The organism is Natrinema pellirubrum DSM 15624, from assembly GCF_000230735.2.
Lineage (GTDB): Archaea > Halobacteriota > Halobacteria > Halobacteriales > Natrialbaceae > Natrinema > Natrinema pellirubrum.
On sequence record NC_019962.1, the window covers coordinates 1352341 to 1377174 of the forward strand.

Below are 24834 nucleotides of genomic sequence, written 5' to 3' on the forward strand. Positions count from 1 at the left end.
GGGACGTGTGGGGCAGGCGTCGCGGCCGTGGGATGATCGGATGCGGGGAAGCGGGGGACCACGCAGGCGTGCGGGGATTGCCTATCACGTCCCCCGTTTCCCGCTACTGCCCCGTTCCTATTAGTGATCCGAGAGCGTTTTCCGAGTCGGAAAATCCGACCGACCGACGCGTTCGACGGTCCCGATTCCATAGGTTTGTGTCGGCTGCTGCCTTACTGTCGGCTATGCAGTATCTCGTCGGGACCGACTCGATCCACACTACCGCAGCGATCTGTGACTACCTCGAGGAACGGGCAAGCGGCGACGACGCCGTCACCGTGGTCGCCGTCGCGCCAGCCGACGACCCGACGGCGCGCCGGGACTGCGAGGAGGCGTTGAACGTCGCCCCTGTTCGGCTCGCGACGGTGGGTGAGGTCGAGACCGAGGTCCGGACCGGAGACCCAGTCGCGGAACTCCGCGACGCGGCTACAGCCTCGGCGGCCGACGAACTCGTCGTCGGGGCCCACAGCGGCGATCCCGAAGCGACGCGCGACCTCGGTTCGACCGCGCGGGGGCTGCTTGCGGACGCGGACCGGCCGGTCGTCGTCGTCCCGATCCCTGTCCTCTAGAGTTCGCCGTCGTAGGCGTCTTCGATGTGGTGCCCGTCGTACTGCACTCGGACTTTCAGCGGCGGATCGTCCCGCTCGAGGTCGAGCAGTGCCACGGTATCCCCCGGCGCGAACGCGCCGTCGACCCGCTCGCCAAGTGCGACGTCCGTTTCCTCGTCGTCGACGTGGACCGTCGCGACGAGTTCGGAGGCCGGGAGCGCGGGGCCGCCGTCGTGGACCAGCGTCACCGTCCGTTCCTCGACCGCGAGATCGAACGAGACGTCCGGCCGCGCGGTGGCACTGCCGATCCGCAGCGCGTCCTCGCCCCAGACGACCTCGATCGACGTACCGACCGACACGTCCTCGAGTTCGAGCCGGTCACCGTCGGACACCGTCTCCCCCGCGTCGGTCCACTGGGTAGCCGCCGGCTCGCCATCGACGAGCAGTCGATACTCCGATGCCGGCCACGTCCGCCCGTCCTCGAGGGCGAGTTCGACGGTCGCCGTTCGCGTCTCGTAGTCGTAGTCGACGGTGGCTTCTCCCGGCGGTCGGATCCGTTCCCACGCCAGCGCCTCGCGGAACGTATCGCCCTCCCAGCCGACCAGTGCGACGGTTCCGGGGTCGACCCCCTCGAGGGTCGCCGTGGCACCGGTCGACGGTTCGGTGCCGGTCCACGGGCGGGTCCGCTTGAGGGGGTCGGTGTCGCCCGACAGTAGATCGTCGTTCTCGCGAACGGCGACGACGACGCCGTCGCCGTCGAGCGGGTACTCGTCCTCGTACCGGACCGTCACCGTCCTCGCGTCGAGATCGTAGTCGAACGCGAACGCGAACTCGCTGTACAGCTTCGTCTCGGCAGTAGTGCCGTACTCGGTCTCGTGGCGAAGCGCGATCGAGACGTTCGGTTCGGCGTCCGCGGTCCGGATGCGTATCGTATCGCCGGCCGCAATCTCCTCGTCCCCGTCGGCCCAGATCGCCTCGTCGTAGGGTTCCCCGTCGACCTCGAGTACGAGTTCCGAGACCGGCGTCGGATCGCCGGTCGTGACCTCGATCTCGACGAACTCCTCGCCGGCCGCTAACTCGTCCGGCCGCAGGCCGCCCGGGCTTTCGTGTGCCGCGGCGCGTCGCCTGCTCTCGAGGTCGATCGTTTCGGTCGCTTTCAGGAGCGATCCCTCGACTGCGGTGTCAACGGTCTCGTCCGCATCGACGATGCTCTGCTCGAACTGCTCGATCAAGGCGTCTGTGATCACCGACTCGTCGGTCACGGATAGCGCGTGACCGATCTCGAGCGTGTCGGGATCGCGTACCCTCGCGGTGAGCAGGAGGTACTCGCCGTCCTCGGCCGCCAGCTCCTCGTAGGTCCGCGACCACTCGTCGGCGTCCGTGACGACGGTCCGGACGTCGGCGTCGGGAAACACCGCGAGCGCGTCGTCGAAGCTGGACACCGCCTCTCGAACGCCCGGCGCGTCGCCGTTTCGGGCGTCGAAGGCGGCCTCGACCGTCGACTCCGCGTCGGCGACGACGCCGATCTCGTCCGCCACCCCGATTACGGCACCCGATTCGAGGGTGACGAGTTCGTAGTCCGGCCCGTCGTCGCGCCGACGCGTCGTGATGCCGTCCTCGAGTGTGACTGCGAGATCCTGTTCCGGATCGAACGAGACGTCCTCGAGTCTGAACGCCATGACGAACGATTCCTGCTCGAAGTGAAGGGCGGTGACGCGACGGGTAACGGACATCCCGTCGGCGAACACGTCCTCGAGCAGGGTTCCTCTGGCGAGGTCGAACGGACCGACGAGTTCCATCGCACCGACCTCGCGGAGCCGGGAGTCGTCGATTGCCGACAGCGACATCGACTCGTCGACCGCATCGCCGGGGACGGTGGCGAACAGCGACGAAAGCGGGCCGTCGTCGGTGGAATCGGCGGGTGGTTCGTCGTCTTCGCTACCGGTGTCAGAGAGACAGCCGGCCGCCGATACGACCAGTGTAGTACCGATTCCGAGGAGGGCTCTGCGGGAGTGGGGACACATGTCACTGCCCGATACATCAACGCCACAAAAGTATGTTACTAAACATATATCGGTCGGGAACGGTTCCAGTCCGGTTGATGACTGGAGCCACGATCGGCCGGTCGGCCGACGCGGCGCGATCTCAGAACGGGAACAGCGAGTCGGCCTCGAGATCCCGCTCGATGAGTTCGATCTCGTGGCCGTCCTGGTCTTTCGTGAACGCGTACATGTCGTCGCAGCTCTCGGGATCGCGGTAATCTGTTGCCTCCCGGGTCATGAGCTGGTCCCAGTCGTCGTGAAGGTCGTCGAGGCGGACACAGAGGTGGCCCCAGGCGTCGCCCATGTCGTACGTGCGGCCGTCGTAGTTGTAGGTGAGTTCGACGGACATCGCCTCGTCGGCGGCGTTTTCGGGCTCGACGAAGTAGTTCGCGAAGGTGTCGGCCTCCCAGCGGCCGACCTCGTCGTAGCCGAACTTCCGGGTCCAGAAGCCAAGCGCCTCATCGGCGTCCTCGACGCGGATCATGGTGTGGTCGAGCGACCACAGCGCGCCGGTCTCGCGCTGGACGATCTCGATCTCATGACCGTCGGGGTCTTTCACGAACGCGTAGCGCCCGCCACAGGACTCGGGGTCCCGATAGTCCGCGACGCCCTCGTCCATGAGCTGCTGGTAGTAGTCCTCGAGTTCACCCTCGGGAACGCGGACCGCGATGTGCCCCCAGGCGTCGCCCACGTCGGGCTCCTCGCCCTCGTTGTGAGTGATCTCGAGCATCGCGCCGTCCTCGTGCATGTCTTCGGGCCCGAGGTAGACGATGGTGAAGCCGTCGCCCTCGTAGCGGTCTTTCTCCTCATAGTCGAGGTGAGACTGGTACCAGTCGAGAGACGCCTCCAGATCGGCGACGCGAATCATCGTGTGATCGAGCGTTCCGTCCATACGCGAAGACAGGCCAGCAGACGGCAAAAACGTGGCGGAGGCGGCGGGCTACTCGTCTCCACCCGTCGAGTCCGCGTCGATTTCTCCCTCTGGCTCGGGCCCGGAGACGACCGGCTCCGTCGCGACCGGCTCGAGCCCCTTCCGGCCGGCGTCGAGTTCCGAGAGGCCGATGACGAGACCGACGAGGGCGACGACGCCGAGCGGGAGGAAGACGATCGGCGGGACGCCGAGATAGCCGTTGAGCAGGTAGCAGCCGACGACCACGAGGAAGACGGTCAGGGCGTAGGGTAGTTGCGTGCGAACGTGATCGATCAGGTCCGCACCGCTAAACGTCGCCGAGAGGACCGTGGTGTCTGAGATCGGCGAGGCGTGATCACCGAAGATCGCACCGGAGAAGACGGCACCGACGGCGACCGGCACGAGTTCGAACCCGCTTCCGAACTCGTAGGCGACCCGGACCGCGATCGGGGTGACGAGTCCCATCGTCGCCCACGACGACCCCATGGTAAACGCGACGAACGCGGCGACGAAGAGGATGAGGACGGGGAGCAACGCTTCCGAGAGGTACGGTTCGGCGGCGGTCGCCACGTACTCTCCCGTCCCGAGCGTCTCCGCGACGCTGCTGATCGTCCACGCGAGGACGAGGATGGTCACCGCCGTCAGCATGATTCCGAACCCGTCGATGACGGTCTCGACGCCCTCGCCGATGTCGAACAGGCCGTAGGCGAGGCCGATCGCGATCGCGGTCACGACCATGGCGAAGGAACCCCATATCAGCGCCGTCGCGAAGCTGCCCGCCCCGACGACGTCGATCAGTACCTGCGTGAATCCCGCGTCGTTGACGGCTGCACCGAACGCAGTCGGCGCTCCCGCCTCGGCTTGACTCGACTGCCAGGACTGATATCCCGTCCAGAACGCGCCCGCGAGCGTGACCGCGACCAGGACGACGACGGGCGCGAAGAAGGTCCGCAACATCGGCCGCTCGTCGATCGGCTCGCCGAGGTCTTCCTCGACCTTCTGGAGCGGTTGTGCGTCCTCGCGGTTGACGGCTCCCGTCGTCCGGGCGCGGTGTTCGGCGTCGAGCATCTCGCCGTAGTCCCGGCCGGTGTAAACGACGATCCCGACCATGACGATCGCCAACAGTGCGTAGGTGTTGTACGGAATCGAGCGTACGAAGGTCGCGAACGCCGTCGGGGCCTCACCCGCGACACCCATCTCCTCGTAGGCACTGCCGATCAGCGACAACTGGAACGCGACCCAGCTCGAGATGCCAAGCGTTGCGACGGGCGCGGCCGTCGAGTCGACGATGTAGGCGAGCTTTTCGCGGGAGATCCGCAACTGATCGGAGATTTCCCGCATGGTACTGCCGACGATGGCGGTGTTGGCGTAGTCGTCGAAGAACATGGCGATGCCAAGCCCCCACGTGGTCAGTCCGACGGTCTGTTGGGTCTCGAGGCGGTTCGTGGCCCAGTTTCGGACGGCGATCGCGCCACCGAGTCGCCAGATGAGAGCGACGCCGGAGCCCAGCAGCAGCGTGAAGACCAGAATCTGGACGTGGAAGCCGTCGTCGACGATGATCGCGGCCACGATCCAGTCGAAGGTCTGTGCGATGCCGTGGCCGCCGGTATGGATGATCGCACCCGACCAGATTCCCAGAAACAACGCCAGCATCGGTCGGCGGGTCGCGATCGCAAGGGCGATCGCCAGTAGCGGCGGGACGAGCGAGAGTATCCCCGAATCGATCAACTGTGAGAGCCACTCTATAGCAACCATATCTACCTACTAGTGGGGCTGCCGGATATTTTTGAGCGTTCCGTTTCGAACCCGTTCAGGTCAGAAACCCGAGACCATCCGAAACTCACTGAGGCGGGCTAGTAAACGGCAGTATAGCCGACGATAGTACGCACTGAAACGATTCACACACGAATCGAAACGCAGTCGTGCGATTCGGAAGCGACGTACTGATAGTCTCCGGCAGGGTGTCGTCCGCTCGGCCGAACCCGTCTACGCGCTACCGTCGCAGAATCAGTTTCAGTACGTCCTCGTCCTCGAGGACGTGGTCCGTCCCGACCTGCTGTTGGTCGTGGGCCGCGCTGGGACCGGTCACCCGCGCAAAGCGGAACCGCTCTTCCATTTCGCCGCCGAGTTTCGCGACGGCCTCGCCGACGGTCGCGCCCTCCTCGACGACCAGCGGCTCCTCCCAGTCGATCCCGCGGCCGGGTTTGTCCATATAAACCCGAATGAGCCCGAGGTTCTCCCAGAGGCGGTCCTTGAGCGCCTCGAGGCCTTTCTCCTCTTCGGCGCTGATGAAGGTTACCTCCTCGGGGTCGAGGCCGCGCTCGCGCAACTGCTCGTCGACGGTTTCCTTGTAGTCGGGGTCGATGAGGTCGACCTTGTTGACGCAGGTGATCGAGGGGATGTACTCGCGATTTTCCATCAGGCCGTCGACCAGCCGGTCGATGGTGACGTTCTCTTGCAGGTTGACGTCGGCGTTGACGTAGCCGTGTTCGCGGAGGACGTGTTTGATCGTCTCCTCGTCTAGGTCCTGGTCGGTACTCGAGGTGATCTTGATGCCGTCTTTGATCTTCGGACGGACCGTGACCCGCGGGGGCTGCTGGTCGACGCGGATGTTGATGTCGTGGAGTTCCTTCTGGAGGCGGTCGTACTGTTCGATCTCGAACACCGAGAGCATGAAGACGATCAGGTCGGCGTTGCGCACGACCGCGAGTACCTGCTGGCCGTCGCCCTTGCCCGCGGCCGCGCCCTCGATCAGTCCGGGCACGTCCAGCATCTGGATGTTCGCGCCGCGGTGGCTGAGCATCCCGGGGTTGACGTCCAGCGTCGTGAACTCGTAGGAGCCGGTCTCGCTCTCGGCGTTGGTCATCGAGTTCAGCAGCGAGGACTTGCCGACGCTCGGGAAGCCGACCAGCGCGACGGTCGCGTCGCCGTGTTTCTCGACGGAGTAGCCGCCGCCACCGCCGCTGCCGGACTGCTGGTTCTCGAGTTTCTCCTTTTTCTCGGCGAGCTTGGACTTCAACCGGCCGATGTGGGCCTCCGTGGACTTGTTGTAGGGCGTGTTGGCGATTTCTTCTTCGATCTCCTCGATCTCGTCCTCGAGCCCCATTTGGTCGTACACAGCCGGTCGGGCCGAAAAACCCTTTCGAGACTCCGCGTTCGACTCCCGCCCGAAACGAGCCGGAAACCCGGACGTTCGTTTCCTCGCGCCGGTTCGTTCCCGAGAGCTTCGATTAGCTATACCGTTCCCCGAGCGGTATGTCAGCGTATGCACAGGCGGGAGTACGTCACGGCGGTGGGAACCGTGGGAGCGCTCGCGACGCTCGGGACCGGGCGGGCACAGCGGGCACTCGAGCGGGGGTGTCCAGTCGACGACGCAACGAGCGTCCGGCCCGGCGAAGACGTCGTGTTCGAAGCGGCGGCAACGCCGGGCGACGATCCGGCGACGGCCGAGTGGACGGTCGAGGGGCCGGGAGCGGCCGACCTCGCGGGAGCGGCCCCCTTCTGGAGTTACACGTATCGGACGGGGCATCCGGCGGCTCACGGCCGATTCGAGGAGCCCGGCGTCTACGAGGTGTCGGTGACCGTCGACGGGGCGAGCCTCGCGTGGCAGGTTACCGTCACCGACGACGCACCGTCGGCACCGACCGTCGAACTGACCTGCGAACCGGGACCCGACACGACCATTACGCCGAACGAGTCGATCGAGGTCACCGCGACGGCCGCCGACGACCACGGCGTTCTCCACTGGCTCGTCTGGCAGGAAGGGCGCAACGCAACCTATCTCGAGCGGGCCGATCTGTCGGGGTCGACGGCGACGGCCACCTACGCTACGACCGGGGGCGATGCGATCTGGTTCATCGGCGGCTATCCGATGGCCGCGTGGGCCATCTGTCGCGACGGCCGGACGCGGGCAGCCCAGACCGACGGCCCGTCGGTCGAGGCGCTGCGTGATGTCTCGATCACCGGGACGAACACGCCGGTTCACGCCGGCGAGGACCTCGTCGTGGACGCCGAGGTCGCGGTCGAGGGGCACTCGACCTATCACGGGTTCGTCGAGGCGACCGTCGATCTGATCGTCGGTCACGATCCGACCCACGTCGACAGCGAGACCGTCGAGGTGTTCGCGGGCGAGTCCGAGCCCGTTTCCCTCGAGTTCACCACTGCGACGGTCCGCAACACCCAGACGTTCCCGGCCCGCGTCGAGACGCGCCACGCCGCCGCGGAGACCGACGTCACCGTCATCGGGACCGATGACGCGGCCGAACACGGCCACCTCGCGGTGACCGGCCTCGAGACGAACGCGCCGGTGACCGGCGGCGAGTTCCTCGAGGTGACGGCCACGCTCGCGAACACGGGCGAGGGGCCGGCGAGTCGCGAGGTCGAACTCGTGGTGGGACACGATCCGACGACCGTCGATAGCCGATCGGTCGCCGTCGGGGCTGGTGAGACGACGACGGTCACGATGGGCTACGACACCTACCCCGTCGCGAACGACGACGAGTTCCCCGTCCGCGTGCGGACGGGCGACGACAGCGCTTCGCAGTCGGTCCTCGTCTACGGGCGCGACGGGGGCGACGGCGGCGACGCGGCGCAGTTCGCCGTGTCGATTACCGGAACGAACGCGCCGGTCACGGGCGGCGAGTTCCTCGCGGTGACCGCGACCGTCGAAAACGTCGGCGGGGCCGCGGGGTCGGGCGACGTCGAACTCGTGGTCGGCCATTCGCCGGAAGTGGTCGATTCCAGAAGCGTCGGACTCACGCCCGGCTCGATCGCGAGGGTCCGACTGGGGTACGACACATACCCGGTCGCGAACGACGATACGTTCCCGGTGTCGGTGCGATCGCCCCACACGAGCGACACGCGGACGGTAACGGTCTACGGGACTGACTGAGACACGATCGGAACGGAGCGCGATCTCGCCGTCGCGGTATCTGAGCGTCCCGAATCGCCGTCGCCGGCCGGGGTCCGCATCGGCCGATAATCCCCGCTACTACTACCCAGTACAATTACCATTCACAACGAAATTCCGGTACACCTAAACGAACTGCGGGCGATCCTCGAGTATGTCGAACGCGTCGCAGCTGCGTGACAGCACCCAGATCGTGCTTCCCGCGGAGACCCTCGAGTCCCTCGAGCCGCAGCTCGACGAGGCGTTCACCGTCACGATCGCGCCGGCCGGCGAAGAGCGCCGTCGGATCATCGGCAGTCCCGTCGAGATCCGAGACGTCCACGAGTTTCTCACCCGCCGCGGCATCAGCGTCCGCTGATCTCTCTTATCGCTCCGGGTGCGTCGGCGCGTCGAACCCGCCCCGAACCAGCGGTTTCGCGACGTGGCGACGCGCACACGGCGGCACCTCGTACCAGCCGCGCTCGAGGTCCCGCTCGAGGCGTCGAGTCGCCTTCTCGTCCCGGCTCGTCCCGCAGTCCCGGCAGCGGTACCCCTGATTCCGGCCGGCGCTTTTCATCCGCCGGTCGCAGTCGGGGCAGGTCGGCGTCACCCGCTCGGTGCGGACGAGGTCGCGGACCGCCAGCTTCTCGAGTTTGAGCGTCCCGTCCGCCACTTCGCCGCAGGCCGTGATGCGATCGCCGACCCGGAGCGCCCGGACGCGATCGCGGAACCGCTTCGTCGGTTCGAAGGCGGCACAGGTCAGCCGCTCGGTCGCTGCGCTCTCGCCGACCTCGGGCGGCTCGAGGTCGACGAAGACGTGGCCGCCGCGGCGAGTTTCGGGCTCGCTGGCGACCCGGCCCGGGAGCCGGTAGGCCCGCCCGTCCCGCACTTCGGGGATCGAACCGTCCCGGAGGTGGACGTCGGTCCCCTGATTGGTCACGAACAGTTGGCTCGAGGCCGCCGGTTCGGCCGCGATGCGGTCGGCGACCGCCCGGACCGCGTCCGGATCGTCCCCGCGGATCCCGTGCAGGATCGGGCCCGGCGTATGCGGGACGCAGACGGTCTCGTCCTCGCCGCGATCGACGGTGTCCCAGACAGCGGGATAGCCCCAGTCGGCCGCCGCGAAGACGCTGTCGTGATCGACGTCGCGGGGCGTTCCCCAGCGATCCGGCTCGCGGTAGGTGATGTACTCGTAGGTCCACTCCTCGAGGGCCGCCCACGCGCCGACGGCGGCCAGCGCGCCGATCCGGCCCCGGCCGTCGCCGGCGTGCCACGACCGATAGCCGCAGTCGTCGACGAGCGCTACGGCGTCGTCGATCGCGAGGTGATCGCGGATCGCAGCCCGCGAGAATCGGCTCACCGTGTCGGCCACGTCGCCGGGGTCGTGATCCGCGACGACCAGGCCGGGATTCGTGCGTTCGTCGGCGGTTTCGGACAGCGCCTCGAGGCGGTCGCGGGCGACGGCGGCCGCCGTGTCGGGATCGCAGTCGGTGTGGATCGCCAGTGCGGCGTTGCCCCGCGTCTTGTACTCGACGGCGGGGTTGAGCCGGACGAGGAGGATGCGGGCAAGCGCCGCTCCGTGGTCCCGTTGCAGTCGATCCGCGATCGTCGCGGCGAGGTAGGTCGTACACATCCCGCGCTCGCGCGAGTCGGTATCGTCGATCCCGACGACGGTCATCGGCGGCCCTTGGCCGGGCAGCGGGTAACCCCTTTCGGGACGGCGTTGTCGTCGGGGATCGGCACCGGCCGTGGGTCGAACCAACTATATAAGTATATTCCCGGTACGGGTCCGAATCGCGACACGGCACACGGACATATCGGGGAAAACGTCTTATAGGAGGAATCGCTTACAACCCCCTATGTCCCGCTCCGCAATGGTCGGCAACGTGACCGCGATGTTAGAGGACGCGGGATTCGTGGTAAGCGACCGGTGTGCGATCCGGCCGAAGAGCTTCGATATCGCCGCGCGCCGCGGCGAGGATCTGCTGTTGGTCAAGATCCTCGCGAACATCGACGCGTTCAACGAAGCGACCGGCCACGAGATGCGGCGGCTGGGGACCTACCTCCGTGCGACGCCGCTGGTTATCGGCCTGCGGAGTCGCGACGAGGACCTGAAACCCGACGTCACCTACTTCCGACACGGCGTCCCGGTCCTCAGCCCCGACACGGCGTACAACCTCTTCATCGAGGAAGTACCGCCGCTGATCTACGCCGCCCCGGGCGGCCTCTACGTCAACATCGACGGTGACCTGTTGGCCGACGAACGCGAGGACCGCGACTGGAGCCTCGGACAACTCGCCAGCGAACTCGGCGTCTCCCGACGGACCGTCTCGAAGTACGAGGACGGCATGAACGCCTCCGTCGAGGTCGCGCTGGAACTCCAGGACCTCTTCGACGCGCCGCTGACCAGCCCCGTCGACGTCCTCGAGGGGGCCGACGACGTCCACGAGAGTGAAGCGACCCCGGACGACCCCGAGGCGGATCCGGACGACGAACAGGTCGTCGCCGTCTTCACCCGGGCCGGCTACAGCGTCCACCCGACCGCCCGCTCGCCGTTTACCGCGGTCAGCGAGGACGAAGACGACAGCGACGTCGTCCTGACCGGCCACTCCGAGTTCACCAAGGCCGCGGAGAAACGCGCCCGAATCATGAGTTCGATCGGTCACGTGACCCGCACCCGCTCGGTCTACGTCGTCGACCGGGCGAAACAGGACAACGTCGACGGCACCGCTTTGGTCGAACGCGACGAACTCGACGACCTCCGGGACGCCGACGAACTCCGCGACGTCATCCGGGAACGTGCCGACTACGAGGAAGCGGCCTGAGTCGGCCGCCTCCCCCTCTCGACCGCTGTTTTCCGTCAGTTAGTGTCTGTACGGCAGTTCTGAACGCAGTAGCTACGTCGACGAACAACCGGCTGTCGGAGGGGGAGAGACGACCGGAACTCGAGAAAATCGGCTCCCGTTGGTTTCAGGCCGCGCCGCTGCCGTAGGTCTCTTCGAGGTACTCGACGATGTCGTCGCTTTCGTTCATCCCGTCGATCCCGTTGGCCTCGTCGACGATGACCGGGACGCCGGTCTGGCCGCTGACCTTCTCGACTTCCGTTCGCTCGCCGTGGGAGCGGGGCACTTCGATGGTGTCGTACTCGAGGTCGAGTTCGTCGAGTTTCGAGCGGACCTTCGCGCAGTACGGACAGCCGGGGAGTTCGTACATCGTGATGTCTGCCATGGTCGACTAGTGGCCCGGAGGCCGTATCAGCCCACCGGTCGACCGAGCGGTTGCCGGAACCTCGGAGCGGCGAAACGGCGGCTCGCGGGCGAAACACGGATGGCAAACGGGGACGGGACCGTCAGAACGAGAGCATCTCGGCGTCGACGGCGAAGTAGACGGCGAAGTAGGCGACGAAGGCGATCGCGAGTACCCACTGCCCGGTCGAGACGTCGTCGGCCTCGCCCATCGCGCCTTTGACGAGCGGGTAGCTCATGATCCCGGCAGCGAGCCCGTTCGAGATCGACGCGGTCATGGGCATGACCGTGATCGTCAGTCCGCCCGAGATCGCCCACGCGGGATGTTGCCAGTCGATGTCGGTGACGCCTTGCAGCATGATGATCCCGACGACGACCAGCGCCAGATAGGAGGCGTACTGTGGGATCGCGCTGATCAGCGGCACGAGCAGCAGCGACAGGAAAAACAGGCCCCCAACCACGAGCGCGGTGAAGCCGGTCCGGCCACCCTCTTCGACACCGGTCGAGGACTCGATGTAGGTCGTCACCGTCGAGGTCCCGATCATCGCACCGACCGTGGTCCCGATCGCGTCGGCCATCAGCGGCCGCTCGATTTCGGGGAGATCGCCGTTCTCGTCGAGGAAGCCGCCGATCTGGGAGACGCCGATGAGCGTCCCGGCCGTGTCGAAGAAATCGACGAAGAAGAACGTAAACACGACGATCACGAAGACGAGCGGATCGTCGGAGATCATGCCGAGCCCGTCGATGAAGCCGGCGACCAGCGGCGTGAAGTCGTACTGGACGTTCGCGATCAGGCTCAGCAGCCCCTCGTTCGTCATTCGTTCGTAACTCCCGGGCGGCGTCAGCGTCCCCGGCGAGACGACGTCGACGGCCGTCAGTAGCCAGCCGGCGACGGCCGTGGCGATGATCCCGATGACGATCGACCCTCTGATACCGCGAGCGTGTAAGACGAGCATCAGCGCGAGCCCGGCGACCGACAGTGCCGCGACGGCGCTGGTCGCGACGTTCCCCAACGAAACGAGCGTGTCCGGGTTGTCGACGACGAGTTGCATCTCCTGCAGGCCGAGAAAGAGCAGGTAGACGCCGATCCCGGCCCCGACGGCGAACTTGACCGGTTCGGGGAACAGCTCGATGATATAGCGGCGCGCGCCGACCGCGGTCAGGAGGATGAAGACGATCCCCTCGACGAAGACGGCCGCGAGCGCGACCTGCCACGGGACGCCGAGCCCGAGGACGACCGTGTACGCGAAGAAGGCGTTCAGTCCCATCCCGGGCGCGAGGCCGAACGGCCGGTTCGCCCAGAACGCCATCACTAGCATGGCGACCACCGACGAAAGGATCGTCGCGACGGTGATCATCTGCGTGACCTCGCCCGAACTGTAGCCCTCGAGCGAGATCGCCTCGCCGAGGATGACCGGGTTGACGACGATGATGTACGACATCGCCAGGAACGTCGTCAGCCCCGCGATCGATTCCGTCTCGAGGTCGGTCTCGTGGTCGCCGAATCGGAAGTACGCTGCGAGCGAGTCGAGTGCCCCCATATTGGATGCTCGAGCATAACAACAGGGGTTAGTTAAGCGTTCTTGTCCGGATCGACGCGGAATGTGGCCACGTTCGTGCATAGTCACTCGAACCCGCCGGCCCACGGCCGCCGCGAGCGCCGCGGCATCGCGCCGCCTTGGGCAGCGATGTCGGACGAACGTATTTCACCCCGGAGCGTGTATCCCGTTCACATGAGGTTTGTCATCGTGGGGTACGGCCGAGTCGGCTCCCGGACCGCGCGCATCCTCGCGGAGGAAGGCCACGACGTCGTCGTCGTCGACAACGACATGGACCGGATCGAGCGCGCCAGCGACGACGGGCTCGAGACGGTCCACGGCGACGGTGCCGACGAGGACGTCCTCGTCGACGCCGATATCGGGACCGCCGATGCGATCGGTGCGTTCACGCCCGATCTCAACGCCAACTTCGCGGCCTGTATGGTCGGGACCCACCACGGCTGTCGGACTATCCTGCGGATCGACGAGGACTACCGTGAGGACATCTACGAGAAGTACGCCGAGGAGGTCGACGAGATCATCTACCCCGAGCGGCTGGGTGCGGCGGGTGCGAAGACGGCGCTTTTGGGCGGCGACTTCAACGTCGTCGCCGACCTCGCGGCGAACCTCCAACTGACCGTTCTCGAGATCCGAGAGGGATCGCCCGCGGTCGGCAAGCGAATGAGCGAACTCGATCTGCCCGAGTCCGCGCGGATCTACGCCCATGGGCGCGCCCGCGAATCGCTGACCATCCCGTTGCCCGGGACGGAACTCGCGGTCGGCGACGAGGTCGCGGTCATCACCGAGACCGACCACGCGGCCGACGTTCGGTCATCGCTGTTGCCTGCCGGTGCCTGAACCTCGCGGTAGCGATCGGATCGAAAGGGGGGGGGAGAGGAACGGTAGCAGGCGCGCGGACGGACGGATGGGGGAGGGGTGGGGAGGCCGCCAGCGCGCCTGTTCGTTCCGACGGCTTCGAACCCAATAAAACTGCGTCAGACGATCGACTGACGACGGTCAGTTGGCGTCCGAATCGTCGGCGGGTCGGAAGACGAGGACGTTCTGGTGGACCATCGACGGGACGAACGAGAACGGGTAGCCATAGACGTGGAGGTCCTTCGTCGGATCGTACCAGATCAGGGTCGCCGCCAGCGTCAGCGGTGCGGCGGCTTCGATCGCCTGCGCGAGTTCGGCGGAGAGGAACTCGTAGGACTGGTCGCGGTACATGTCGCCGATGAAGACGACGACGTGGCCGTCCGGTGCGACCGCGTCAGTAAAGCGGTCGAACTTCGTGGCCATATCGTCAAGCCAGTCGGCTTTCGTCTCCCACTCGCCGTCCGTCTCCCACTCTCGGCGGGACTCGGCGCCCGGCTCGTCGTCGCTCTCGTCGTCCACACCGTCGGCGTCCCGACCGCCGAACGAACCCAGACTGCTCTCACGGGTCCGGCGCTCGTTGCGCGTCTGCTCGAGTTCGTCCATGTGCCAGTAGGGGACGTCGGTCAACAGGAGGTCGATCGAGTCGTCGGGGACCTCCTCGATCAGGTCCGCACAGTCGCCGTGGCGCATGTCCTGCTCGGCCAGCGGCGGGTCGCCGCGCTCGCGTCGCTCCTCGTTTTCCCGGACGAGGGCCGTCTCGTAGATCTCGACCCATCGGCGCGTGCGCTCGAAGCCGATGGCCTCCCGCAGGCCGGTCCCCTCGTGTTCGCAGACGCTTGCGCCCAGTAAGGTGCCGCCGACGCCGGCGAAGGGATCGAGGACGGTGTCGCCGGCCTTGCTGAACCGGCCGATCAACTCCGCACAGAGCCGCGGGGGCTTCTGGCCGCCGTGTTCGCCCCGCAGGTCGTGCTGGAGGGCCGGCGGATAGCCCTCGGCGATCACCGACTTGGTGGCGTACTTCCACTCCTTGCCGGTGAGGTCGTTGACCCGGTTGCGCTCGTCGTAGATCCCGCGGCCCTCGAGGTAGGTCTGGTGATCGGCCAACTCGTCGGTATCGATCACCTCGCCGTCCTCGACGGGCAGTGACTCCTCGCGTGCGCGCTCGGCGTCGAACCCGCCGTCGTCGTCAGTGAACAGCCGGCTCTGGCGGTGCCGGCCCCCGTCGTCTGCCATACCTCGAGTGGTCACGCGACCCGTTTAAATACTCCTTTCGCGCTCCGCCCGCTCGAGCGTCCCGGTCGTCCCTGCCGTTTTTGCTTGCCCCCTCCAAAAGCGTCCGATACGATGCTCCCCGTCGGAGACGTCGCTTCGCTGATAGTCGGCGTTCTCGCTCTCTGGTTCGGCGCTCGCTTCCTCGTGACCGGTGCCTCGCGGATCGCCGGCGCAGCCGGGATCTCGGCGCTCGTCGTTGGACTCACGGTGGTCGCCTTCGGCACGTCAGCCCCGGAGATCGTCGTCTCGACGGGGGCCGCCCTCGAGGGCCGGGGCGACGTCGCGGTCGGCAACGTCGTCGGCTCGAACGTGTTCAATCTGGGCGTGATCCTCGGGCTCGTCGCCGTCATCGCACCGTTTCGCGTTTCCGAGCCGCTGCTTCGCCGGGACGTACTGGCGATGGCCGCCTCGACGGTCGTCGCGGTCGCCGTCTTGGCGAACACCCTCGTCTCGCGGCTCGAGGGAGCGGTCCTCCTCGCGCTGCTGGCGGGCTATCTGGCGGCGCTCGTGATCGCGATCAAGAACGGGGACGAGGCGGCCGAACCGACGGGGGACTCGAGCGAGGCGACCGACGGCGGGACGGCACCCGCCGCGGCCGATGGCACTGGGCGGGACGTCCGGCTCGGGCTCGAGGCCGGCCGTACCGTGGCGGGACTCGCGATCGTGATCGTCGGTGGGCGCGTCCTGGTCGACGCCGCGGTCGGGCTGGCTCTCTCGGTGGGGATCTCCGAGTGGGTCGTCGGCGCGACGATCGTCGCGGCCGGTACGTCGCTGCCGGAGCTGGTGACATCCGTCGTCGCCGCCCGCCAGGGTGATACCGGAATCGCCGCGGGCAACGTCGTCGGCTCGAGCGTCTTCAACGTCCTCGGTGTACTGGGGCTGGCCGCCGCGGCTCGCCCGCTGGCCGTCGATCCGGCGGTCTTTCTCGCGCTCGGATGGCTCGCCGCCGTGACCGCGTTCGCAACGGTCGTCCTCGCGACGGGTCGGCAGCTGACTCGCCTCGAGGGAGCCGCGCTCGTCGCGTTCGGAACGGCCTACTGGGTCGGTAGCGCCATTCTCTGAGGCCGCGGCGTCGCCGATCGACGAGACCGGAACCGGGTGACACGAGTGTTAGCGAGTATATATGTGGGTCGCAGCCCTGAACGTGTGTATGAACATGCTCGTCGACGGCGAGTGGCGAACCGACGCGTACGAGTCGACTGACGACGACGGCTCGTTCGAGCGCCAGACGACGCCGTTCCGCGACGAAATCCGCGACGACCCCGACGCCCGATTCCAGCCGGCGGCCGGCCGGTATCACCTCTACGTTTCCGCCGCCTGCCCGTGGGCCCACCGGACGCTCGTGACGCGGGCGCTGAAGGGCCTCGAGGACGCGATCTCGGTGTCGGTCGTCGATCCCTATCGGGGCGAGGACGGCTGGCAGTTCACCCCCGAGAAGGAGGGGTGTACGCGCGATCACGTCCACGACGCCGACTACCTGCGCGAGCTATACGTGAAAGCGGATCCGGACGCGACCTGTCGCGTGACGGTGCCGGTCCTCTGGGACACCGAAGAGGGGACCATCGTCAACAACGAGTCCGAAGAAATCATGCGGATGCTCGACACCGAGTTCGACGACTACGCTCGGCGGGACGTAGACCTCTACCCCGAAGGCTACCGCGACGAGGTCGACCGGATCATCGACGAGATCTACGAGCCGATCAACAACGGCGTCTACCGGGCCGGCTTCGCGACCAAGCAGGGGCCCTACGACGAGGCGGTCGACGACCTGTTCGCGGCGCTCGATCACTGGGACGAGGTGCTGGAGGAGCAGCGGTACCTCGCGGGCGACCGGCTGACCGAGGCCGATATCGCGATGTTCACGACGCTCGTCCGGTTCGACAACGTCTATCACACGCACTTCATGTGTAACGTCCAGTACATCCGCGAGTACGACAACCTCTGGCCCTATCTCCGGGATCTCTACCAGACGCCGGGGGTCGGCGAGACGGTGAACATGGACCACATCAAAGAACACTACTACACGACCCACCCGGACGTCAACCCCCACCGGATCGTCGCCCGCGGACCCGATCTGGACTTCGAGAAACCCCACGACCGCGACGAACTTCCCGGCGGTCCGCCGTCGGATCTGGTTGCGGCCGCCAGCGCCGACGACTAGGTCGTCCTCAAGCAGAAGAACGATGTCGCGGCGTCAGGACTCCGCAGCCGCCTGTTCGGTTTCGTCCTCGGACTCGGCATCGTCGGCCTCGGTGGCTTCCGTTTCGGCCGCCGCGAGTTCCGCCTCGGCGGCGGCCGCACGGTCATCTGGGGTACGGCCGGTGTCGCGCCGCCAGTCCTCGAAGCTGTGGCCGAACTCCTCCTCGGCGACGAACACTTTCCAGAGGATCCAGACCGGGACCAGGACCGGGATCAGTGGAAGCAAGACGATCACGAGTACCGCGGCCATGATATAGCCGAACAGGGACATCTGGGTGTTGGGTCCGTATCCCGTCGACTCGGACACCTTGACTGACATATGGGTTCGTACGAACGTACCGGTGTTCGGTCTTTCGATTCGTCGGGTTCGTTGCCGTGGCTGTGCTAGTCGCCGGTCAGCACCACCTCGGCGTCGTCCTGCGGTCGGTACGACAGCGCCTGCATGGTCTCGGACAGCGAGAGGAACCGCTCGGAGTTGTCGGAGATGCCGTGGGCGATCAGGGGAGCCCCCTCGAGCGTCGCCGTCGCAGCCGCAGTGAGCAGCCGTCGACAGTCGCCGGGGCTGAGCCACATCGCGCGGGCGTAGCGCTCGCCGGCCCCGTCGCGGTCACGGCACTCCGCGCGGAGTTCCTCGCGGGTGAGCAGCCAGCCGATCCGGAGGTTCACTACGTCGAACCCGTGGCGCGTCGCGTAGTACGACCCCATCGCCTCGCCGAAGACCTTCGTGACGCCGTAGTAGGTGTCGGGATCGGTCGGATCCGACGGCCGGACGATCTCGGGCTTTCCGACCGTCGACTCCGGGCGGACCGCCGAGACGACGTTTCGCATGTTGACCGCGTGGTTCGAACTCGCGAAGACCACTCGCTCGAGATCGTTCTCCGCCGCGGCCTCGAAGGCGTTGTAGACGCCGTCGACGTTCGGTTCGCGTACCTCGTCCCACTCGGCCCGCGGGGAGGGGTTGGCCGCGAGGTGAATCAGGACGTCCTGACCCGCGAGCGCGTCGCTGAACGCGTCGTAATCGGCGATCTCGATCGGTTCGGACTCGAGGTCGTCGGTCTCGCTGTGGGTAAACAACGCGAGGTCGTGATCGCCGTCGGAGAACGCGGCGATTGCCTCCCGGCCGACGTTGCCCGCCGCGCCGGTGATGGCGATGTTCGTCATACGGAAGCGACGGTGACCGGCGCAAAATAGGTCGGGCCGGCGTCTTCTTGCCTCGTTGTGTGCGCCTGCGACCGGTGGTTCTATTTGATATGCACCGACGCGACGATCCTGAAAGCCCCTCGCGCTCTGGACTCTCAGGACTCGCTGTGCGCCTCGGTCGTTCGCTTCGCTCACTCCCTGCGGTGCTTGCGTCGCCCGGGTTCGTCCAGAGCGCGAGCCCCTTTCATTCCCGCCCGGGCGGTGGACAAGTAGGGCGGCAGAAACGCGGCGGTCGTCGGGGTCGCGAATTACGGCTCGACGACGATCTTGCCGACGCTCTCGCGGTCTTGCATCGCCGCGAAGGCCGCGTCGGTGTCCTCGAGCGCGTACGTCTCGTCGATCTCGGGCTCGAGATCTCCGTCGGCAGTCAGCTCGACGAGCCGCCGGAGGTCGTCCTGGGTCCCCATCGTGGAGCCGACGATGCGTTTGTGACCCAGAAAGAGGCTCGCGATATCGATCGTCGACTCGCCGCCCGCCGTGCGGCCACAGATCGCCATCGTCCCGCCGCGTCGCATGACCGACTGGCCGAGCCGCGTGAACTCGCCGCCGAGGTGGTTAATCACCGCGTCGGGCTCGCCGATTTCCGCGACCGCCTCGCGGATCTCGTCGATCTCGGCCGATTCGATGCCGTGATCGAGACCGAGTTCACGGACTCGCTCGAGCTTCGACGCCGACGTCGACGTGCCGATGGTTTCGGCACCGAACACGGCCGACAGCTGGACCGCCGCGACGCCGACGCCGCCGGTCGCGCCGGGGACGAACACGAGGTCGCCGGGGCCGACCTCGGCCCGGCGGAGCATGTGGAAGGCGGTCATGTAGGCCGTCGGGATCGCGGCGGCGGTCGCCGCGTCCACGCCGTCGGGCAGTGGGATAAGCCGGTCGCCCTCGACGCACGCCGTCTCGGCCAGCCCGCCGTGATAGAGCGAGAACCGCTCGCAGGTGTTTTCCGGCCCCTCGCGGCAGAACCGACACTCGCCGCAGGTCTCGTTCGGACAGAGAACGACTCGGTCGCCGGGCTCGACACCTCGAACGCCGTCGCCGACCTCGCTGACGACGCCCGCGACGTCCAGCCCCGTGACGAAGGGCAGATCGTCGGCATCGACCATCGCCGAGTCCCCCTCGAGGATCCAGAGGTCGTGGCGATTGATCGCGCAGGCCGCGACGTCGACGGTGGCTTCGCCCGGGCCGGGCTCGGGCTCGTCGCGCTCGATCGTCCTCACTCCCTCGGGTCCGCTCAGGTCGGTGAAAGCTGCGGCTCGCATCGAGTTTCGGATCGATCCCGAGGACAAAGACCCTAGGGAAGGCGGAACCCCACGTCGAGCGCGGATCGGCGGGCTTGGGACCGCCGACCCAGCCCTTTTTCGCTGCCGGCCGTAGGTGTACCCGTGACAGCGTCCACGACGTGGGAGGTCGAACTCCGCGTGCCCGACGACGCCGACCTCGAGGCCGCCGGCGAGTCCCGGACCATCGCGGTCCGCGAAGACGAGGCGATCCTCGCGGCGGCCCGCCGGGCGGGACTGTGGCTCTCCGCGGACTGCCAGCAGGGGTGGTGTATCACCTGTGGCGCGCGACTGCTCGAGGGCGAAGTCGACCATAGCGACGCGAAGCGGTACTATCCCGAGGACGAAGCCGAGAACTTCGTGTTGACTTGCGTGGCCCAGCCCCGCGCCGACTGCGTCATCGTGGTCGAACAGTATGACGAATTGCTTCGCCATCGGGCCGACCACGACAGGCCGCCGGGACGATCGAAACTCGGCTAACCGAGGGGCGACGGCGGTCCGTCCGGATCCGACCGACCCGGCGACTGCCCGCCGAACGTTTTCGGCCCCTGCGACGAAGGGGCCGATATGGCCCAGCCGCAGTTCACCGGCGTCCTGCTCTACGACGGCGACTGTCCGTTCTGTTCGGCCGCCTCGACCGCCGTGCGGCAGCTCGAGTCCGTCGGCGTCGTCGCGTGGTCGGAGCCGGTCGCACAGGCCTTTCTCGAGGCTCAATTCGGCGAGCCTCCGTTCGCGCTCTTTTTCGCGGATTGCGAGGCCGAGACCGTCTGGGCGGGCCGTGCGGCCGCAACCGAACTCTGCGAGCGGGCGGGGATGCCGGTGCTGGTTCGAGACATCGTCGGCGATAACTACGAACGACTCGCGGACGCCGTGCAGGTCGTCTCGGGAACCGACCGGGAGATCGATCCCTACCACGACGCATATCCGATGGCCGGCGACGCCGCGGCGCTGTTCGATGAACTGGCGGCTAGCGCGGGCCGGACGCACGTTCCGAACACCTGAATCGAACGGCGAGCGTCGCTCCGACGCTCGCAACCGTCCGCTACTGCACCTCAAGCGCCCCCCGCATGGAACTCGGGTGGACCTGACAGTAGTACTCGGCCATCTCGTCGCTGGCGGTGAATGTAACCGACTGAGTCGCCCCTTCTTCCCCGAGCAGGTCCGTCTCGAGTACGTCCGCCCCCGACTCGTCTTCGATCGCGAAATTGTGCTGGAGACCGTCGCCGTTCTCCCAGACGAGGGTGTACTCGGTCCCCGCCTCGAGCGACAGGGTCGGGTTTTCGGTCCCCGCGATGGTGTCGGGTGCGGCTCCCTGCCAGCCGGACGTCTCACCGACGAGGCGGATGTCGGTCTGTGTATCGGTGCCGTCGTCCCCATCTGCCGGCGCCTCGCCGCCGTCGCCGGGGAACTCCCAGTCCGCGAACGGCCCCTCGAGGATCTCGTCTTGTTCCCACATCGCGTGAATGAACGGCTGAGTCTCGCCGTTCGGGAGTTCGAACGCGGTCGGGACCGGATCATAGACGGGGCCGTCGGGTGTCGGCCTGATCGGCAAGACGACGCCGTGAGTGTGGTGGATCTGTCCGGCGATCGTCTCCGCGGGCGCGAGCGGCATCTCCTCGTCGAGGACCATCCGATACCGTTCGTCACGCACCGTCGCGGTCGTCATGAAGTGGACGACGCGCATCCCCTCCTCGGTGGCCCGCTCGCCGTTGACCTCGAGGTGGCCGACGCCCCAGGACGCGCCGTAGGTGTAGACCTGCGGGAACAGCGGCGAGCCGGTCCCCGTGATGCCGTGCAGCGACCCGTCGGTCAACACGCCGCCGCCGGTCTCGTAGCCGGGGATCGGCGGCTGGATGACGTGATCGTGGTCGATCCTGTACTCGTTGCCCCCCGGATCGGTGAACTGCGCCTCGAGGGCGACCGTGTCCGTCGTCTCGCCCGGCGCGCCGGGGAGGTCGTACGGCTGGTGATCTTCGTAGGTGATCTCGAACGAGCCGTCGGTCACCTCGGCCTCGTCGCTGTACAGCGTCGGCTCGGTCAGTCGCTGCTGGGCGATCGAGTCGTCGTCTTCGATCGGTTCGCGGGCCTCGTCGGGTGCGGCGACGAGGAAGGGGAGGTCCTCGAGCAGCCCCGGCACTGCCTCGCCGAGCGGGTCGGGAAGCTGTCGCGCCTGTTCGATCCGCGCCTCGAGGAGGTCGGTCCCGCGTCGGGGGTTTTCCGCAGTCCCGAACACCGACGGACTCAGTCGCCGTTCGCCGGGCAACACCCAGTAGACGGCGTCGCCCGACTCCTGTCTGGCGGTAACGGTCACTTCGGGGTCGTCGCCCTCGTCGCCGTCGCCGTCGGATTGGGTCGCGCCGACGCCGGACGCGCTGGCCAGCCCGCCGATCGATGCCGCTGCCCCCAGTTCGAGGAATCGTCGTCGTGATGACGCCATAGCAATCGGACACCGAGGGTGCGGATAAAGCCCGACCCGGTGGTGTATCCCGGTCGAATAGCCATCGCTGCTGAAATCGAAGCTGCGCGGACAATCACGGCGAGCGAGATAGCGGCGACCGTCCGCGGCTAGCCGCGTTCGCGGACGCTCAGTCGCGTGTCGGCGCGGGCTCGGGCAAGGCCCGCTGCTCTCGAGGCGGCACGAGGTAGTTCGCCCGGTTCGCGACGGTGATGTACTGGAGGATGCCGTTGTTCGTTCGCTGGCCGACCGAGCCATCGGTGAGGTCGCCACCTGTCATGGCCGTCCGGGTCGTCACGAAGTCGTCGATCGAGCGCTGCAACGAGAGGAAGTGAAGGCCAGCCCGATCGTCGTCGGTCGAGTCGAAGTCCCGCCGGAGGACGATCGGTTCGCCGCCTTCGCGGGCGCGAGCGGTCTTCTGTGCGTGGCCGACGGTCCCCTTCCGCCGGGCAGCCTCGTCGGCCGCGTCGGCGACCTCGGTCACCCGACTCGAGTCGCCGAGATTGTGGCCGGCTCCCTCCACGAGCCCTTCCTCTGCGTGAGTCGGCGAGAACATCTTGGCGACGCGTTGCTCGCGGCTGTCTTGCTCGTACCACTGGTTTAGGTGCAGGTTGAGCTTCGAGAGGTGGATCGTGGTCCCGCCGGCGAACGGCCCCTCGTCGATCGTTACGCGATCCTCGCTGGCCTGCGTGCGCCGGAAGCCGGACTTGAAGCCCATGAACATCGGCGCGTCCTCGGGGACCGGTTCGCCGTCGGGGATGCCGGCGACGCCCGACTGTTTCTCGGCCGGGAGCCCACGGCCGATGAACCCCGTCCGGCGCTCGGCGCCCTCGAAGACACCCTCAAGCGTGCCCTCGACCGCGAGGCCGTTCAGGTCCTCGAGTTCGCCCTTCAGCGCCTCTTCGGCGCTCAAGGTGACGTGGCCGTAGTCGCTGGCCAGATGTACCAGCGCGTCGTACTCGTCGAGGGCGGGGTCTTCCAGCGCGGTCAGGGGCTCAGGATCGGGCAGTTCGACCCCCTCGAGATCGCTCTCGAACCGATCGAAGTACGCGGGCCCGTAGCCGACGGTAAAGGCGAGCCCCTCGTTGCCCCGTTTGTAGGCCCGCTCGAGCGTTTGGAACGCGGCCTCGAGCTGGTCGCGCTCGTCGGCGGCGTCTGCGGGGCCGTCGCCGACGTACTCGAGGGCCAACAGGAGGTGGTGGCGGGGCGGCACGTCGTTGCCGTGGTCGTCCGTCGAGAGGAACTCGTTCCAGGCGTGCTGGCGGCTCGGGAGTTCCTCGGGTGCGAGGGCGGCCTGTGGGACGTCTTCGGGCTCCTCGCGCTGGAGGCACGCGGCAAGCCCAGCGGCACCGCCGACGGCGACGGCGCGTTTGACGAACTCGCGACGCGGGAGTCCGCGGTCCGACCTGTCCATACACGACTCTGGGGTGCTGACGACTAAGGATATTGTGGTCCGACCGTTGAACCACCGAGGGAGCAATAGACGGTTCTCGGCAATTGCAAGCAAAGTTTCATGCACCGAGTTATGGGAGTGGACCGGTGGATGTCGGACGAGAAACCACACGCGGCAGGCGACGTCGACGCGGGTGACACGAGTGAGCGCGTCGGGATGGCAGTGCTTCGCGAACGCGGACTCGAGCCCGAGGAACTGCGCGAGAAACTGATCGATGCGATCGGTGCTGAGTTCACGACCTATTACTACTACACCAATCTGCGAATGCATCTCGCCGGTCACGAGGACTACAAGGAGATCACCGAGGACGCCCGCCTCGAGGACCGGGCCCACTTCGAACTGGTCGCGCCGCGGGTGTACGAACTCGGCGGCGCACTGCCGAACGACATTCGGGACTTCGCCGATCGAGCGTCCTGTCCCGACGCCGAGGTTCCGACACCGATGGCTGGCGACGGGAGCTTCGACACCGAGTCACTCGACGCCGAGAGCATCCTCGAGGTACTGCTCGAGGCGGAACGCTGTGCGATCCGGACGTGGTCGGAGGTCTGTGACATGACCCACGGGAAAGATCCCCGGACCTACGACATGGCCTCGCGCATCCTGCAAGAGGAGATCGAACACGAGGCCTGGTTCGTCGAACTCCTCTCGATGGAACGGGACGGCGAGATCAATCCGGCGGGCCACTTCGTCCGGGGCGAGCCCGGCGATGCACCGCTCTCGACGAACCGCCGGTTCAACGACAGCGCGTAGCCGGGACGCGCCGGCGACCACGGCGTCGACCCCGAGTCCGACCTCGAGCGCTCGCGGGCCCCGGACCTCGGCCCATCCCCATCGCGGCGCGCCCGCGATGACCGGCAGTGCCATCCGTCTTCGAGTGGTATTCGTTCCC

The 24834-nt window shown here is 67.1% G+C and carries 23 protein-coding genes; 10 read left to right on the plus strand and 13 right to left on the minus strand.

Annotation, left to right across the window (positions count from 1 at the left end; genetic code table 11):
• Positions 1 to 224: 224 nt before the first annotated feature.
• A complete protein-coding gene (locus NATPE_RS06575; RefSeq protein ID WP_006179533.1) occupies positions 225 to 608 on the plus strand; it encodes a universal stress protein in 384 nt (127 codons plus the stop codon).
• Here the strand turns inward: NATPE_RS06575 and NATPE_RS06580 are convergent.
• The 4 genes from NATPE_RS06580 to NATPE_RS06595 all read right to left on the minus strand — a co-directional run bounded on the left by NATPE_RS06580 (position 605) and on the right by NATPE_RS06595 (position 6645).
• The gene (locus tag NATPE_RS06580; RefSeq protein ID WP_006179532.1) at positions 605 to 2611 is read right to left on the minus strand and encodes a hypothetical protein; all 2007 of its coding nucleotides are present in this window, start codon (positions 2609 to 2611) and stop codon (positions 605 to 607) included. The genes NATPE_RS06575 and NATPE_RS06580 overlap by 4 nt on opposite strands.
• Positions 2612 to 2732: 121 nt before the next feature.
• Positions 2733 to 3521 (minus strand): VOC family protein, encoded by a 789-nt coding sequence (locus tag NATPE_RS06585; protein ID WP_006179531.1) that lies wholly within the window; start codon positions 3519 to 3521, stop codon positions 2733 to 2735.
• A 48-nt stretch (positions 3522 to 3569) separates the two neighbouring features.
• A complete protein-coding gene (locus NATPE_RS06590; protein ID WP_006179530.1) occupies positions 3570 to 5294 on the minus strand; it encodes a Na+/H+ antiporter NhaC family protein in 1725 nt (574 codons plus the stop codon).
• A 238-nt stretch (positions 5295 to 5532) separates the two neighbouring features.
• The gene (locus NATPE_RS06595; protein WP_006179529.1) at positions 5533 to 6645 is read right to left on the minus strand and encodes an OBG GTPase family GTP-binding protein; all 1113 of its coding nucleotides are present in this window, start codon (positions 6643 to 6645) and stop codon (positions 5533 to 5535) included.
• A gap of 159 nt (positions 6646 to 6804) precedes the next feature.
• On the opposite strand from NATPE_RS06595, the gene NATPE_RS06600 reads away from it, so the two are divergent.
• Entirely contained in the window at positions 6805 to 8430 is a 1626-nt protein-coding gene (locus NATPE_RS06600) for a hypothetical protein (protein ID WP_006179528.1), read from the plus strand.
• Positions 8431 to 8602: 172 nt separating this feature from the next.
• Positions 8603 to 8806 carry a VNG_1110C family protein gene (locus NATPE_RS06605; protein ID WP_006179527.1) on the plus strand — a complete coding sequence of 68 codons (204 nt, stop codon included), beginning with the start codon at positions 8603 to 8605 and terminating at the stop codon, positions 8804 to 8806.
• 6 nt (positions 8807 to 8812) lie between these two features.
• On the opposite strand, the gene NATPE_RS06610 is transcribed toward NATPE_RS06605, so the two are convergent.
• Positions 8813 to 10105, minus strand: coding sequence for a tRNA(Ile)(2)-agmatinylcytidine synthase (locus NATPE_RS06610; protein ID WP_006179526.1), 1293 nt, complete (start codon positions 10103 to 10105; stop codon positions 8813 to 8815).
• A 181-nt stretch (positions 10106 to 10286) separates the two neighbouring features.
• Here NATPE_RS06610 and NATPE_RS06615 point away from each other — a divergent pair, with 181 nt between their 5' ends.
• Positions 10287 to 11252, plus strand: coding sequence for a transcriptional regulator (locus NATPE_RS06615; protein WP_006179525.1), 966 nt, complete (start codon positions 10287 to 10289; stop codon positions 11250 to 11252).
• A 145-nt stretch (positions 11253 to 11397) separates the two neighbouring features.
• Here NATPE_RS06615 and NATPE_RS06620 read toward each other — a convergent pair whose 3' ends face one another.
• Complete coding sequence (locus NATPE_RS06620; RefSeq protein ID WP_006179524.1) at positions 11398 to 11655, minus strand: glutaredoxin family protein; 258 nt, start codon at positions 11653 to 11655, stop codon at positions 11398 to 11400.
• 121 nt (positions 11656 to 11776) lie between these two features.
• Positions 11777 to 13213 carry an NCS2 family permease gene (locus NATPE_RS06625; protein ID WP_006179523.1) on the minus strand — a complete coding sequence of 479 codons (1437 nt, stop codon included), beginning with the start codon at positions 13211 to 13213 and terminating at the stop codon, positions 11777 to 11779.
• A gap of 192 nt (positions 13214 to 13405) precedes the next feature.
• Between NATPE_RS06625 and NATPE_RS06630 the strand changes: the two genes are divergently transcribed.
• Positions 13406 to 14068: a potassium channel family protein gene (locus NATPE_RS06630; protein ID WP_006179522.1), complete on the plus strand. Its 663-nt coding sequence runs from the start codon at positions 13406 to 13408 to the stop codon at positions 14066 to 14068.
• Between the two features lie 159 nt (positions 14069 to 14227).
• Here the strand turns inward: NATPE_RS06630 and NATPE_RS06635 are convergent, their stop codons facing one another.
• A complete protein-coding gene (locus NATPE_RS06635) occupies positions 14228 to 15319 on the minus strand; it encodes a DNA methyltransferase (RefSeq protein ID WP_006179521.1) in 1092 nt (363 codons plus the stop codon).
• Positions 15320 to 15430: 111 nt separating this feature from the next.
• Here NATPE_RS06635 and NATPE_RS06640 point away from each other — a divergent pair, with 111 nt between their 5' ends.
• Positions 15431 to 16420 (plus strand): calcium/sodium antiporter, encoded by a 990-nt coding sequence (locus tag NATPE_RS06640; protein ID WP_006179520.1) that lies wholly within the window; start codon positions 15431 to 15433, stop codon positions 16418 to 16420.
• Positions 16421 to 16508: 88 nt separating this feature from the next.
• Positions 16509 to 17519, plus strand: coding sequence for a glutathione S-transferase family protein (locus NATPE_RS06645; RefSeq protein ID WP_049804831.1), 1011 nt, complete (start codon positions 16509 to 16511; stop codon positions 17517 to 17519).
• 33 nt (positions 17520 to 17552) lie between these two features.
• Here the strand turns inward: NATPE_RS06645 and NATPE_RS06650 are convergent, their stop codons facing one another.
• The 3 genes from NATPE_RS06650 to NATPE_RS06660 form a co-directional block, all read right to left on the minus strand.
• On the minus strand, positions 17553 to 17876 hold the full coding sequence (locus tag NATPE_RS06650) for a DUF7535 family protein (protein ID WP_006179518.1): 324 nt from the start codon (positions 17874 to 17876) through the stop codon (positions 17553 to 17555).
• Between the two features lie 65 nt (positions 17877 to 17941).
• Positions 17942 to 18718 (minus strand): NAD-dependent epimerase/dehydratase family protein, encoded by a 777-nt coding sequence (locus NATPE_RS06655; protein ID WP_006179517.1) that lies wholly within the window; start codon positions 18716 to 18718, stop codon positions 17942 to 17944.
• Positions 18719 to 19005: 287 nt separating this feature from the next.
• Positions 19006 to 20019, minus strand: coding sequence for an alcohol dehydrogenase catalytic domain-containing protein (locus NATPE_RS06660; protein ID WP_006179516.1), 1014 nt, complete (start codon positions 20017 to 20019; stop codon positions 19006 to 19008).
• Positions 20020 to 20142: 123 nt separating this feature from the next.
• Between NATPE_RS06660 and NATPE_RS06665 the strand changes: the two genes are divergently transcribed.
• Positions 20143 to 20517, plus strand: coding sequence for a 2Fe-2S iron-sulfur cluster-binding protein (locus tag NATPE_RS06665; protein WP_006179515.1), 375 nt, complete (start codon positions 20143 to 20145; stop codon positions 20515 to 20517).
• 87 nt (positions 20518 to 20604) lie between these two features.
• Positions 20605 to 21039, plus strand: coding sequence for a thiol-disulfide oxidoreductase DCC family protein (locus NATPE_RS06670; protein WP_006179514.1), 435 nt, complete (start codon positions 20605 to 20607; stop codon positions 21037 to 21039).
• A gap of 40 nt (positions 21040 to 21079) precedes the next feature.
• Here NATPE_RS06670 and NATPE_RS06675 read toward each other — a convergent pair whose 3' ends face one another.
• Both NATPE_RS06675 and NATPE_RS06680 read right to left on the minus strand, forming a co-directional pair.
• Complete coding sequence (locus NATPE_RS06675; protein WP_006179513.1) at positions 21080 to 22474, minus strand: cupredoxin domain-containing protein; 1395 nt, start codon at positions 22472 to 22474, stop codon at positions 21080 to 21082.
• Between the two features lie 148 nt (positions 22475 to 22622).
• Positions 22623 to 23906 (minus strand): DUF7405 family protein, encoded by a 1284-nt coding sequence (locus NATPE_RS06680; RefSeq protein ID WP_006179512.1) that lies wholly within the window; start codon positions 23904 to 23906, stop codon positions 22623 to 22625.
• Between the two features lie 129 nt (positions 23907 to 24035).
• On the opposite strand from NATPE_RS06680, the gene dps reads away from it, so the two are divergent.
• Entirely contained in the window at positions 24036 to 24695 is a 660-nt protein-coding gene (dps, locus tag NATPE_RS06685; RefSeq protein ID WP_006179511.1) for a DNA protection during starvation protein, read from the plus strand.
• Positions 24696 to 24834 lie beyond the last annotated feature (139 nt).